16 protein-coding genes are annotated in these 13570 nt (G+C 62.5%); all 16 read left to right on the forward strand.

The genetic code is table 11. The features are described from left to right. The first annotated feature begins 3 nt into the window (after positions 1–3). The 16 genes from ACSYG9_RS15260 to ACSYG9_RS15335 all read left to right on the forward strand — a co-directional run bounded on the left by ACSYG9_RS15260 (position 4) and on the right by ACSYG9_RS15335 (position 13565). A complete protein-coding gene (locus ACSYG9_RS15260) occupies positions 4–492 on the forward strand; it encodes a lipocalin-like domain-containing protein (protein WP_454838976.1) in 489 nt (162 codons plus the stop codon). Then, positions 489–998, forward strand: coding sequence for a hypothetical protein (locus ACSYG9_RS15265; RefSeq protein WP_454838977.1), 510 nt, complete (start codon positions 489–491; stop codon positions 996–998). Before ACSYG9_RS15260 ends, ACSYG9_RS15265 begins: the two co-directional genes overlap by 4 nt. A gap of 133 nt (positions 999–1131) precedes the next feature. Further along, a complete protein-coding gene (locus ACSYG9_RS15270) occupies positions 1132–1260 on the forward strand; it encodes a hypothetical protein (protein ID WP_454838979.1) in 129 nt (42 codons plus the stop codon). Positions 1261–1271: 11 nt separating this feature from the next. Continuing rightward, positions 1272–1802 carry a flavin reductase family protein gene (locus tag ACSYG9_RS15275; protein ID WP_454838980.1) on the forward strand — a complete coding sequence of 177 codons (531 nt, stop codon included), beginning with the start codon at positions 1272–1274 and terminating at the stop codon, positions 1800–1802. Beyond that, the gene (locus ACSYG9_RS15280; protein ID WP_454842964.1) at positions 1802–2464 is read left to right on the forward strand and encodes a TetR/AcrR family transcriptional regulator; all 663 of its coding nucleotides are present in this window, start codon (positions 1802–1804) and stop codon (positions 2462–2464) included. Before ACSYG9_RS15275 ends, ACSYG9_RS15280 begins: the two co-directional genes overlap by 1 nt. 95 nt (positions 2465–2559) lie before the next feature. Further along, the gene (gene dctP / locus ACSYG9_RS15285) at positions 2560–3660 is read left to right on the forward strand and encodes a TRAP transporter substrate-binding protein DctP (RefSeq protein WP_454838981.1); all 1101 of its coding nucleotides are present in this window, start codon (positions 2560–2562) and stop codon (positions 3658–3660) included. Between the two features lie 51 nt (positions 3661–3711). Continuing rightward, entirely contained in the window at positions 3712–5127 is a 1416-nt protein-coding gene (locus tag ACSYG9_RS15290) for an aldehyde dehydrogenase family protein (RefSeq protein ID WP_454838982.1), read from the forward strand. A gap of 46 nt (positions 5128–5173) precedes the next feature. After that, positions 5174–6364, forward strand: coding sequence for an aromatic ring-hydroxylating oxygenase subunit alpha (locus tag ACSYG9_RS15295; protein ID WP_454838983.1), 1191 nt, complete (start codon positions 5174–5176; stop codon positions 6362–6364). A gap of 307 nt (positions 6365–6671) precedes the next feature. Then, positions 6672–7244: a TRAP transporter small permease gene (locus ACSYG9_RS15300; RefSeq protein WP_454838984.1), complete on the forward strand. Its 573-nt coding sequence runs from the start codon at positions 6672–6674 to the stop codon at positions 7242–7244. Beyond that, positions 7241–8698, forward strand: coding sequence for a TRAP transporter large permease (locus tag ACSYG9_RS15305; RefSeq protein WP_454838985.1), 1458 nt, complete (start codon positions 7241–7243; stop codon positions 8696–8698). Before ACSYG9_RS15300 ends, ACSYG9_RS15305 begins: the two co-directional genes overlap by 4 nt. Positions 8699–8746: 48 nt before the next feature. Beyond that, entirely contained in the window at positions 8747–9646 is a 900-nt protein-coding gene (locus tag ACSYG9_RS15310) for a hypothetical protein (RefSeq protein ID WP_454838986.1), read from the forward strand. After that, positions 9643–10458, forward strand: coding sequence for an MBL fold metallo-hydrolase (locus tag ACSYG9_RS15315; RefSeq protein WP_454838987.1), 816 nt, complete (start codon positions 9643–9645; stop codon positions 10456–10458). Before ACSYG9_RS15310 ends, ACSYG9_RS15315 begins: the two co-directional genes overlap by 4 nt. A gap of 329 nt (positions 10459–10787) precedes the next feature. Next, on the forward strand, positions 10788–10940 hold the full coding sequence (locus ACSYG9_RS15320) for a DUF1059 domain-containing protein (RefSeq protein WP_454838988.1): 153 nt from the start codon (positions 10788–10790) through the stop codon (positions 10938–10940). A gap of 243 nt (positions 10941–11183) precedes the next feature. Continuing rightward, on the forward strand, positions 11184–12065 hold the full coding sequence (locus tag ACSYG9_RS15325; RefSeq protein WP_454838990.1) for an SDR family NAD(P)-dependent oxidoreductase: 882 nt from the start codon (positions 11184–11186) through the stop codon (positions 12063–12065). A gap of 5 nt (positions 12066–12070) precedes the next feature. Continuing rightward, on the forward strand, positions 12071–12304 hold the full coding sequence (locus ACSYG9_RS15330) for a ferredoxin (RefSeq protein WP_454838991.1): 234 nt from the start codon (positions 12071–12073) through the stop codon (positions 12302–12304). A gap of 37 nt (positions 12305–12341) precedes the next feature. Then, the gene (locus ACSYG9_RS15335; RefSeq protein ID WP_454838992.1) at positions 12342–13565 is read left to right on the forward strand and encodes a cytochrome P450; all 1224 of its coding nucleotides are present in this window, start codon (positions 12342–12344) and stop codon (positions 13563–13565) included. Positions 13566–13570 lie beyond the last annotated feature (5 nt).

Consider the following 13570-nt stretch of genomic DNA (forward strand, 5'->3'; position numbering starts at 1 on the left):
GAGATGAGCACCGAGGCCGACATCGAGAACATCTCGATCGCACAGCAGATCGTCGGATCGTGGGAACTCGTCGAGTATTCGACGACCGCCGACACGGGGAAGGTCGACTACCCGCTCGGTCCCGACGCTCGCGGGCTGATCATCTACTCGGCGGACGGATTCATGTCGGTGCAGATCATGCGCCCCGACCGAGCCCCGTACCGGTCGCTGAACGTGCACAGCGGCGAGACGAGCGAACGAGGCGAGGCTGCGGGGGGATACCTCGCATATTCGGGCCCCTACCGGATCGACCAGGACAACTCCGCCGTGTGGCACGAGATGGCGGTGTCGCTGTACCCGAATTGGATAGGTGAGAACCAGAAGCGAAACGTGCGCTTCCACGGCGACATGATGACCCTGTCCTCGGATTCGCTCGTGTTCCGCACCACCACGCTGTCCCCGGCCCTGGTGTGGCGACGGACCTCATCTCCTACACGACGGACCGTGTCGTGAGCAGGGCCGAGCCCACCGTGGCCGTAGACCTGTCGACACCGGCCGTACCGGCCGACAGTACGGCTCTGATGCCACGAACGGGTGCTTCCCGGGCGGTGCGGATCAGAGCGTCGGACCTTCGCGAGGCGCAGAAGGCGTGCGCGCGCATCCGCGCAGAGTTCGAGGAAACTGGCGATCCAGGTGTCCGGGTCGACGTGCTGCTCGACGTCGTCGTCCACATCGCCCCCGACGCTCGCACCGCCCGCACCGAAGCCAGGTGGCAACCGTCGGCGGTCGGCGCGGCGGGAGAGCACACCGTCGTCTACGTCGGAACCCCGCGCGGCCTCGCGAGCTTGATCCTCGACATCCGCGCGGCGGAGGTGGCGGACGGCGTCACCTTGATACCGTCTGCTGCAGAGGGCGATTCACGCGAGATGTGTGTGAAGCTGCTGAAAAGTGAAGTGCTGGCGGTCCTCGAAGCACGCAGGATGATGTCGGACGGGCCATTACGGCAACAGGCCGGCTGACGCGGAGGAGTTCGGTTCGCTCCGAATCGGACCGGCCGATCCCGAGCACAGTGTCTCTGCGAGCGAGCTTGCCTTCCTCGGCAGACCGTCCGGCGAACAGCACCTCTTCGTCGATCCGAGCACCATCCGCGCCTTGGCGGGGAAGCGGGCTGCGGACCGGTCGTGGTCTGCGAGCTTCGACGCGATGGTCGCGTATGCGCGCGATCGCGGATGGCTCGGTCCCGCAGGAGAAATCAGGGTGCACCTCGCACCGAGCGAATGAAAGGACGTCGCGTGTCGACACGAGTGGACAGCAGTACCGGACCGGCTCTGGACGTCAGGGCGCTCCGCGACGTATTGGGACATTTCTGCTCCGGCGTGACGGTGGTGACGGCGAACGTGGGCGGCGAACCGGCCGGGTTCACCTGCCAGTCGTTCTCGGCATTGTCGCTGGATCCACCTCAGGTATTGCTGTGTCCGAGTAGACGCTCGACGAGCTGGCCAGGTATCCGTAGCACCGACACCTTCTGCATCAACGTGCTCTCCTCGGCTCAGCACAGCCTCAGTGACCGGTTTGCGAGATCGGGTGGGCCGAAGTTCGACGGCGTGCAGTGGCGTCCGGCCGCACGCGGAGCGCCGATTCTGGGCGGTGCGGCGGCCTGGTTCGAGGTGGCGCTTGCTGCGGAGCACGACGGGGGCGACCACCTGATCGCGGTCGCGGACCTGCTCGATTTCGGGGCCGACCCGACTACCGAGCCTCTGGTCTTCCACCGGAGTCGGTATGGCGGCGTCGTGGATTTGGGCCTCGGCCGAAAGCGGGAATGATGGGACGACCGTCGAAGCCGCTGATCAGCCGGAGTGCGACGATCGCCGCGAGCATCGAGATCATCGACACCGAGGGAATGGATGCTTTCAGTCTTCCCCGTGTCGCCAAGCAGTTGAATGTGAGGACCTCGTCGCTGTACCACCATTTCGCTGACCGTCGTGAGCTCATGACGGAGGTCGCGCAGGAGCTCATGACCGAGGCGACGGTGCCCGAATACACTCCGGGAACGGACTGGGTGGAATGGTTCATCGGCCTCAGTCTCAACTATCGCGACGCGATTCTCCGCCACCCCAATGCGGCACTCGTGCTGCTGCAGTTCCTTCCACGTGACGTCCTCGCGAGTACGTATGAGAAGTGTGCTCGCATTCTCGATGACGGGGGAGTACCGGCGAACTTGCACGTGGTGATACTGGACGGTCTCGAGAAGCTCGCACTTGCAACCACTCTGACCGATCTCATGCGCGGGCCGGTCGACAGCAGGGAGGTTTTCCCGAATGTCGACGCGGGGAGGCATCCGACACTCACCCGGGCACTGGCGGCCAACACGTGGTCGTCGCGGGACCTCTTCGTTGTCACGATCCGCGGGTTCCTGTCCGGCGTGATGGGGCTGGCCACAGCGCCGTTGAGCGACCGGAGTCTGCAGGATTTCATCGGGTCGTAGGCGGTCCGAGTCGTCCGCGCGGAACGTCCGCATACGACTCGACAATTCATTGATGCACCTCGGAAAGGGATGTTGTGACAATTTCCACCACACGCATGTCACGCCTGGGTACGATCGCTGTACTCGGTGCGCTCGGATTGGTTGCCACCGGCTGTTCAGGGGCGGTCAGCGATGACACCAAGGTTCTGACGGTCAGTGTGCCACGGTCGGAGAGCCATTCGCTGTCGCTTGTGATGAAGGGATGGGCGGAGGAGATCGAGGCCGCCACCGACAATGGGATCACGTTCGAGTTCAATTACGACAGTGCGTTGTGCCCGGAAGGTGATGCGGTGGAATGTATCGGCTCGGGACGTGCAGACGCGGGACAGAGTTCCCCCGCGTGGGAGCCGGCGAAGTTCCCATTGACCACCGTGGGTGAAGTCGGTTTCGCGAGCGCAGATGTCGCAGCGGTCACCAAGGCGGTCAACGCCCTCGCGCAGGAGAGCGACGAGATTCAGTCGGAGTACACGAACCAGAATCAGAAGCTGCTGTTCTTCACCGCTTTGAACCCGCTCATCGTAGCCACGTCGGAGCAGGTGGACACTCTTGCGGACTTGCGGAATCTCAGTCTGCGAACTCCGGGTGTGTGGCCGAGGATCGCGGAGCCCTTGGGCGTGGCGCCGGTGGCCATGCCCCAGACCGAACAATACGAGAGCATCCAGCGCGGCGTGATCGACGGAACCATCACGACTTTGGACGGCGCGTTGGAGGGCAGCCTGTTCGAGGTCGCCCCGTACTACGGAGCCGTCGGTGAGTACGTGGGCTCGAATATCCTGGCGTCGTTCACCATGAACGCGGACGTCTACGAGAATCTGTCCGAGGACGAGCGCGCGGCCGTCGACAAGGCGAGCGACAACGTTGTCGCGGCCTGGTACAGCGATTACCTCGCCCCGGAGAACGAGCGTGTCTGCGAGGCCCTTCGTGCGGAAGGCGCAACGATTTCCACCATCGGCACCGGCGAGGAGGCGGAGCCGTGGGTGCGCGCTGCCAGGCAGGCGACCGAGGACAATTGGAAGGCCGGCGCATCTGCCGCCGAGGACCCCGACGCGATGATCGCGCGATTCCGGGAACTGGTGGACCAAAGCATCGGCGACTCCGGCGGGCCGGTGAACGGCGTCCAGGCGTGTATCGGGGGACCCGGTACACCCCGGCCTTGACGGAGATCGATCCACAACCCAGATCTACTAGATGATGCGGAGTGCCCAATCGTGACTAACGACCTGTATGTGGATGGCAAGTGGACATCCTCCGAGAGCGGTGATCGTGTCGACGTGGTCAACCCGACCACCGAAAAGCGGATCGGGGACGTCCCCGCCGGCTCGACGGCCGACGTCGATCTCGCGGTAGTTGCTGCGAGAGCGGCATTGGAGCAGTGGTCGCAGCTCGAGCCGAGCGTGCGGGCCGGTTACGTGTCGCGCTTGGCCGACGAACTGGAGCGGCGTCAGGACGAGATCACCGACATCGTCGTTGCCGAGGTCGGCACTCCGCGCAGGCTCGCTCGGTGGGCTCAGGTGGGGTTGGGCATCGTGGACCTACGTGAGGCGGTCATTGCTGCCAAGGATTTCCCCTGGGAAGAACCACTCCGAAATTCCCTGATCGTGCGTGACCCCGTCGGTGTCATCGGGTGCATCACCCCTTGGAACTATCCGCTGCACCAGATCACCGCCAAGATCGGCGCCGCACTCGTGACCGGGTGCACCGTGGTCGTCAAGGCCAGTGAAGTCGCTCCGTTCACTGCCCATGCTCTGGCGGAAGCGGTTGATGCGGTGGGCGTTCCAGCTGGCGTATTCAACCTGGTTCACGGGTACGGACCGATCGTCGGCGAGGCCATTGCCGTCCATCCGGATATCGACATGGTCAGCTTTACAGGGTCGAACACGGTCGGTAAGCGCGTGCTGGAGTTGGCTGCCGGGACCGTGAAGCGTGTGTCGGTGGAACTGGGCGGAAAAAGTGCCGCGGTGTTGCTCGACGACCTCAGTGACGAAGAGTTCGCGAAGGCGGTGCCGCACACTGTGCGCGCCGCCTACATGAACGGCGGACAGTCCTGCAACGCGCAGACCCGCATGGTTGTGCCGCGCTCTCGCCTGGCCGAAGCAGAGAAACTCGCCGCGAAGGCGGTCGCCGCGTACGCGCCCGGCGATCCGACCGATAGCGATACGAAGCTCGGCCCGATGGTGACCGCAGCTCAGCGCGACCGGGTGCTCGGGTACATCCGCTCCGGCATCAAGGAGGGTGCCAAGCTGGTCGTCGGCTCGGTCGACGCACCGGCGCGTACCGGCTTCTTCGTGGAGCCGACCGTGTTCTCCGAGGTCGACCCGGACAGCACGATCGCACAGGAAGAGATTTTCGGTCCGGTGCTGTCGATCATCGCGTACGACACGCCCGAGCAGGCAGTGGAGATCGCCAACGGAACGGTCTTCGGCATCGCTGGTGCGGTGTGGTCTTCCGACCCGGATCGCGCGAAGTCGGTTGCGCGTACCTTGCGTGCCACACAGATCGAAGTCAACGGTGGAAAGTTCAACGGCGCCGCACCGTTCGGCGGGTTCAAGCAGTCCGGTCATGGGCGCGAGGGCGGGGCGTTCGGCCTCGAGGAGTTCACCGAAATCAAGAGTCTGCAGCTGTAGTGAGTTCGTGCGGCGCCCTTCAGTGGCCCGCGAAGGAGTGAGCACGATGGTCTATACAGATCTGCCCTACGACGAGGAGACGAAGCGCGAGTTCGCTCGTGCGATGTTCGATCACCTCGACAACGGCACCACCGATATGGCGCCGGAGATCCTCGAGGTCGATCCGCGCGTCTACACCGACCCGGAACTCGCGGACCGCGAGCGACGTGAACTGTTCGGATATGTCCCGGTCATCGCGGCGCACAGTACCGAACTACCCGGCAAGAACGACTTCGTGACCGTCCAACTGCCGAACAACGAAGTTGTTCTCGTGCGCCAGACGGATGGTGGCGTCCGCGGCTTCGTGAACACGTGCCGGCATCGAGGAGGCAGGCTGGTTCCGGAGGAGAACGGATCGAAGCGCATCTTCTCCTGTCGCTACCACGGGTGGGCATACGGAGCAGACGGCGGGCTGCGATCGATCGCGGACGAGTCGACGTTCGGAACGGTGGACCGTAGCTGCATGGGCCTGCTGGAGGTCCCCGTCGAGGAGCGACACGGTTTCGTCTGGGTTGTCGATTCCGCAGCGGGCGACCGCAAGATCGATATCGCCGAGTGGCTCGGACAAGAATTCGACGACTCTCTCGCTGCCATGGACATGGACAAGTATCACTGCCATATCGCTCAGAACTTCGATGTGGACATCAACTGGAAGGTCCTGATGGACGCCTTCCTCGACGGCTACCACATCACTTCGACCCACGCCGGAACCGTTGCCCCCTACTTCTACAACAATGCACAGTTCTGGCAGCCGATGGGTAGACATGGCCGGATGGTGACGGCACGCAAGAGTATCGACAAGGTGCGTGGCGGGGCGCCGGACCAAGCAATGATCGACCGGCACATCACCGTTGCGCATTTCCTGATGCCGAACATGTCGGTGCTGCGTCAGCCGGATCACCTCGAGGTGCTCAATTTCGTGCCGGCTCCGGGGACGGCGGTCGGTACGCGGATGCAGATGCGTCTGCTCACTCGTGAACCCGCTGTGACGGATGAGGAGAGGGCACGATGGGGCAAGAACTGGAGCATTCTCATGGCCGTGCTCCGCGACGAGGATCTCGTCGTCAATGAAGGCCTGCAGAAAGCCGTGTCGAACACAGATCTCGGTCCACTCCACTTCGGACGCAACGAGATTGCGAATCAGCACTTTCACTATTGGATGGCGCGTGCATTCGCGGATCCACGGAAGTGGGGATGAGTACCGGTATTCGTGACATCTGAGATGGGCGACCGACACCGTTCGGTCGCCCATCGGCGTTTCTGTCGAGCATCGGTTAATTACACAGGTTAACAATAATATTCACAAAGATTGAACGCAGAGAGGGGTTGTCGAGACCAACCGATACCCATTAGATTATTTCTTGTGTGACGCGCGGCATACTCGGGCAGGCGGGGTTCGTGTCGCGCCTCGGTGCCTTCGTGGGGTCCCTCGGTCCCGGCCAACGGTGGTCAGTGTGTACTCGGTAGCACCCGCTATCCGAATTTGTTCGAAGGGAAAAGAGTCCATGGTCCATCTGGATACCGTGATGAAACGGATATCTCGGGTACTGGCATACGTTGCGGCGCTGTGCACCATGGCGATCATGGTGGTGATCATTCTCGACCTTGCCTTCCGGACGATTACCGGTCGTTCGTTGGTGGGCGCGTTCGAGGTCGTCGTCATGCTCGTGGTGTGTGTGGTGTTCCTCGGGTTGCCGTATGCGGAAAGGTCGGGTACGGCGGTCCGTGTCACGCTGTTGACCGACCGGCTCGGAGCTCGCGCGGCGAACATCGTTCGGTTGGTGGCCATGGCGTTCGCGCTGGTCGTCACGTGCTGGTTCACGTGGGCGAGTTACGGGTCGCTCGGATCGTCGGTCAGCGAAAACGAATACATGGCCGGGCTCGTGGAGTTTCCGACGTGGCCGATGCGCATCATGATCTCGATCGGCTTCACGGTCCTGTGTCTGGTGCTGCTCCAATCGGTTCTCGAGAGGGTTATCGCCTTGGGTTCGCCGGGGTTGCCTCGTGACTCGATGCAGGTGGATGAGATCGGCGACGGCGTCGGCGCGGTTTCCACTGTTGGGGGAGAAAAGCCATGACGGTCATGATGGTCGTGACGCTCGTACTGTTGCTGTTCTTCGTACTCCTCGCGATCGAGACGCCGATCTTCCTGGCGTTGGGCGGTGCGGGAGTGATCGGCATCGTTCTCCTGCGCGGCACGGACGCCGGAACGTCGGTGCTGGCGAGTGCACCGTACAACTCGACGTCGAGCTTCACTCTGGCAGTGATCCCGATGTACGTTCTGCTCGGCATGTTGGCTCTGCACGGCGGATTGGCCGAACGTGTCTATCGCGTCGGGAGCAATGCGCTGCGGAGACTTCCGGGTGGCATGGGAATCGCGACTGTCGCAGCGTGTGCAGGCTTTGCGGCGGTGTCCGGATCGAGCATCGGTACGGCCGCGAGTATCGGCCGTACCTCGGTCGGCGAGATGCGTCGCTACGGATATCCCGCCGGCTTTGCTGCCGGAATCGTCGCTGGAGCAGGAACGTTGGGAATTCTCATCCCGCCGAGTTCCGCCCTCGTCATCTACGCGGTTCTCTCGGGAGAGTCGGTCGCGAAGTTGCTGACCGCCGGCATCATCCCCGGCATTATGCTCGCGTGCCTCATGGCGCTCTATGTGTTCGTCCGCGCCCGCAGAATGTCGTCCGAGCCGAAGGCTGCGCTGGCAGAAGAACTTGCGTTGGCCTCGGGTGTGGTTTCGGTGTCGGAATCAGAGATGGCGGCAGGTACAGGCGGTCGCTCGGGTGTGGCGGTCGCACCGAGGCCCGCCGGATCGGTGGATCCCGGCGATTCCGGCGACGACGAGGTCACACACTTCACTCGTGGGCAATTGGCACGTTCGGTCATCTGGATCGGAATGATCTTCGTCGCCATTTTCGTCGGCATCTTCACCGGTCTGTTCACGGTGACGGAATCGGCTGCGATCGGTGCGCTTCTCGCGCTGGTGATGCTCCTGGTGGAGAATTTCAGAACCGGGTGGCGAGGGTTGTGGGATCGGGTGCGGGAAGCGACGTTGGAGTCTGCCGCCGTGACCTCGATGTCGTTCAGTCTGCTGGTGGGTGCATCGGTGTTCTCGACCTTTCTGGTCATGGCACGGGTGCCGGCGAAGTTCGGTGCGTGGCTCACGGGCCTGGAGATTCCGTCGATACTGATCATCATTCTGATTCTGGCAGCTCTGATTCCGCTCGGAATGTTCCTCGAAACGATGTCGATCATGGTCATCTTCGTTCCGCTGGTCCACCCGGTGGTGGTCGATATGGGCTACAACGGACTGTGGTTCGCCATCCTGTTCGTCATCATGATCGAGTTGGGGTTGATCACCCCACCGGTCGGGATGAACGTGTTCGTTGTCTCCACTACGGCCAGAGTGAAGCTCGAGACTGTGTTCGCCGGAGCAATCCCGATGTGCGCCATCATGATAGGTGCGGTCGCGCTGTTGATTGCGGTTCCGGACATCGTCACGTGGCTGCCGAGCCTCGCCGATGAACAATAGGTGCGTTCGCGGTGACCACCGGATGGCGACGGATGAAAGGTTCACAACATGAAGATCGATGACGCGGTTGTCGCGCTCCAGTACCCGTACGCGCTCGAAGGAGGTGTGCTCAGCGCGCACGCTGCCGAGGACACCGGGTTCGCCACCGTGAACTGTGCGGTCGTGCTCGAAGATGACGCGGCGCTGCTGATCGACACCGGTTTCACGGTCCATCGGGAACTGCTCCTCGGCGACCTTTCCGACACCGTGGGCAAGGATCGAACCCTCTCGATCCTTCCCTTGCGGATGGGTGAGATGAACTCCATCTGCAACGTCCGAAGCATCGTTTCCTCCCGGCCGGTCGAGGTGCTCTACGGGAATATGGGAGATCCTGCGTCGCTGGTGGATTTTCTCCCGCAGGACGTACCGTTCGGGACGCCACCCCGCCACGGTGTGATGGCCGACCTCGATGTGGAGGTGGTGCGTCCGGGGTCTGACATCACGGTCGGTGCCTCAGGAGAGCGTGTTCTGAGGGTACTCACAGCACCGTTGCAGTTGCTGCCTTTCAGCTGGGTCTATGACCGCGGCTCGGGAACACTCTTCACCAGTGATGCCTTCGCCTATCGGAGAAGGGAATTCGGCTCCGGTCCGTGGGTGGTGTCCGATGCTTCTGATATGGCACCGGATGACGACGTGTATCGCCATCTCACTCACTCACGGTATTGGTGGCTCGCCGGCGCCGATACCCGGACGATAGTGACCGACCTGACCGAGCTGCTCTCGACCGTCGACGTACGCACGATCTTTCCGGCATTCGGATGCGTGCTTCAAGGCGCCGACGTCGTAAACGCGCACGTCGAGCAGCTGCTCCGTGTCCTGGACCGGGCGAGCCGGGACCAGTCGGTCGGCGTGGCGGCCGGACGGTGGAAGAACGTGCCCGTCCAGATTTCGGAAGGGAACCACGCATGAAGGATTCGTTCGGCCTCCCGCGTGAGCTCGCTCCGGGAGTGTTCTGGCTCGGCGCATGCAATCAGCTGAGCTACCAGGGAAGGCTGTTGCATTCCTACAACTCGGTGTACGTCGTGGTCGGCGGAACCAAGTCCATGATCGTCGAAGCGGGCCACCCCGCACGCCTGTCGGTCATCGAAGAGCAGCTCGAGCAGTTGATCGCCCGGGGCGTTCCGGAACCGTCCTACGTGTTCCTCACCCATACCGAGACCCCTCACGCTTCCGGCGTCGGGCGGCTCCTGCACCGCTTTCCCGGACTCGTCGCGTGCGGCGACATCGCGGATCTGCATCTGGTCTTTCCTCAGTACGTCGATCGCCTGATATCGCTCGACCCGGGGGATTCCCTCGACCTCGGGGGTAGTGAGTTCGAGGTCGTCGAGGCAGTGTTCCGTGACCATGTCACGACCCGCTGGGGATTCGATACCCGGACTTCGACACTGTTCACGGGCGACGGGTTCTCCTACAGTCACTATCACGAGGCCGGTCAGTGTGGGCATCTTGCTGAGGAGGTCGACGAGATCGATCTTCCCGATATGGTGTCGTTGTTTGCGGGGTTGGCGTTCAATTGGACCCTGCACACCGATATCGAGCCGTATCTCGAGCGCCTGGATGCGCAGTTGTTCGATGAATTGGATGTCGCTCTGGTTGCGCCTACCCACGGGTTGCCCATTTCCGATCCGTTCGGGACCATGCCCGGTATTCGGGACGGGCTGAGGATGGGAAGTCGTCGGCGTGATGTAGCGATGCTGTCCTACCGCTCGTCGCGGGAATGACTCGACTGTTGCGAACCCATTTTGAGTAGATCAAGTACTGTGACGCAGGACCGGTGTCAGCGCCCTGACCTGACTTTTCAGCGGAGACGGGTGCTCGTCCGGGGAGGCTGTATCGCAGGCAATGACCGACTCCGGGTTCCGTTGTGCACGAAGCATGGACGAGTTCTGCAGAATCTGAACATGACCTTGCAGAACCTATGGTCGATAGGTAAACTGCTGTGACGTAGGTAACGGAACCTTGCGGGCTCGCACGCCACTCCCCGCTTCTGGGCGTCTATCTCGGATGCCTGGATGTCTTCCGAACTCGATAGCACAGAAGGGGTGACCAGATGCGACCGAAAACGAGACTGAGCTGCCCGTGCGGCGCGGCGATCGTCGGGGCTGATGAGGACGATCTGGTCGAAAAGACTCGAAGCCACCTGGTCGAGTCGCATCCGGGAATGGAGTACTCCCGCGACGAGATCCTCTTCATTGCGTACTGATCTTCGCTGCGCTACCCGATGAACTACACCTTCCGCGTCTCTCGCGGCGGGTGAAGAGGCGCAGCGGGCAACCTTACCAACGAGTCATATTACAAGATACGATTGACGTATCGCGACTCATGTCTGTAATCTCGATCACTGGGTCGCGTGCATCGCCCGGAGAACCGATCCGTTTCTTTGCGGATTGAAAACATTGGCGCTCAACTCCATTCAATTCCCATACGTTCCAGACGAGGAGATGTCATGAAACTCGAAGGTAAAGTCGCCCTGATCACCGGTGCCGGATCCGGGCTGGGGCGTGAGGCGTCTCAGTTGTTCGCGTCGGAAGGGGCGAAGATCGCAGTTGTCGACATCGATCCGGAGCGTGCAAAGGGGACTGTCGAACTCGTTGAACAGCAGGGCGGCTCCGCGATTGCGATCACCGCGGACGTGCGGGTCGAGCAGCAGGTCATCGACGCGGTCGCGGCGACGGTCGAGGCATTCGGGAAGCTCGATACCGCGTGGGCGAACGCGGGTGTGGTTTCGCGTGGCGGTGTGCCGTCCGTCGCCGGCGGAGAGCAGGTCGAGTTCCAGGATCTTACCGACGCCGACTGGCAGGACGTGCTCGGTGTGAATCTGTCGGGCGTGTTCTACACGGCCAAGGCGGCAGTGCCGCACATGCGTGCGAACGGTGGAGGAGTGATCCTCGCGACGTCGTCGGCGGCGTCTTTCGTTGCATACCACAGCATTGCGCTGTACTCGGCGACGAAGGCGGGCGTCAACGGCATGATCCGGGGTCTGAGCCTCGATCTGGGTAAGTACGGGATCCGGGTCAATGCAATCGCACCCACCCACGGAATGTCGCCGAACTTCCTGGCGCCGGAAGGATCTCCCGTAGTGGGACAGTCGTACGAGGAGACCGCAGGTCCGTGGGATCCGGCCGTGTCGCCGATCCCGCTCAAACTTCAGCGCCCGCCGTCACTGAAGGACAATGCGCGCGCTGCGTTGTTCATGGTGTCCGACGACTCGGCCTACATCTCGGGCGTCACGTTGCCGACCACAGATGGTGGCACGCTGTCGCGCGTGGCGATGATGTTCCCCGAGGACGGGAACAACCCTCCGCCCATGGTCACCGGCGAAGAGTGACGGCCATGGCCACCCACGACACAGAGGCTCAGCATCGAACGCGCCGTCTCGTCGTGGATCGGTCGGTGTGTGCGGGACACGGAATGTGTTACAGCCGCGCACCGGAGGTTGTCGACTGCGACGATTCCGGGTACCCGATCGTCCTTCACGACGCTCTCGACGGGGATGATCACATCGCGGCGGCCGAAGAGGCCGTCGCGGTGTGCCCGGAACGGGCGCTGACACTCGAAACACTCTGACCCCCAGCAATACACATCTGCTACGCGAGGTGGCATCATGACCGTGATCGACGAACGTTCGGTACCTGTGGTCGACTTCGACATCTACGACCCGACATTGGCGTACCCGGTCGACAGGGTTCAGGAGAAAGTGGCTGAGCTGGCCGAACTCGGCCCGGTGGTGTACTCCACCGCGCACGGTGGGCATTGGATCGTTACCAGGTACAGGGAGGTGCACGAGGTACTCCGCGACCCGGAGACCTTCTCGAGCTATCCGAACAATCTTGTCAATGCGGGCGACGGCAAGTTCCTTCCCCTCGAACTGGACCCGCCGGAGCACACCGCGTACCGGGTGGCGCTCCAGCCACTCTTCTCGCCCAGTCGAATGAAGGCACTCACCGAGCAGATCCGCGCGGTGGTCAACGAACTCATCGACGGATTCGCGGGAAAAGGTGAAGCGGAGTTCATCTCGTCTTTCGCGCATGAACTTCCCACGCGCGTATTCCTGGCGTTGATGGACTGGCCGCTCGAGGACGCGCCCATGTTCACCGAAGCCACCGACATTGCACTCGTGGGCAAGCCCGGCGCGAGCGAGGAAGAGTCTGCGCGCGCACGTGCCGAAGCTGCGCAGCAGATGTTCGGATATTTCCAAAAGATCATCGATGCCCGCCGCGCTGAACCCGGAGACGACGTCACGTCGACTCTCATTCAGACCGAGATCGAACTCGCCGACGGGAAGCGCCCGCTCACCGACGAAGAACTCACCCGCATGTTCTTCCTCCTGCTCATCGCGGGCTTGCACACTGTGCAGGGTTCGTTGGCGTGGGCAATCATCCATCTGGTCAACCGCCCTGACCAGCGGGAGGCGCTCATCGCCGACGACGGGCTGATTCCCAGCGCCGTGGAGGAAATCCTGCGGATCGAGGCCGCAGTGATCATGGGCCGGTGCGCTACTCGCGATGTCGAACTCGGCGGAGCGAAGATCAAGAAGGGCGAGCAACTCATCGTCATGCTGTGCTCCGCCAATCGCGATGCCGACGAGTTCGACGACCCGGACACGCTCGACCTCGCACGAACTCCCAATCGTCACCTATCGTTCGGTGCGGGACCACACCGGTGCCTGGGCTCGCACCTTGCACGGCTCGAACTGACGATCGCGCTCGAGGAACTGCACCGCCGCATTCCCGACTACGACCTTGTCGAATCCGATCCACCTGTTCTGCACGGGTCACAGGTCCGCGGGTGCATGCGCCTTCCGATCACCTTCACGCCGACAGACTGAAGGTG

Source organism: Rhodococcus sp. SJ-2 (assembly GCF_053750035.1).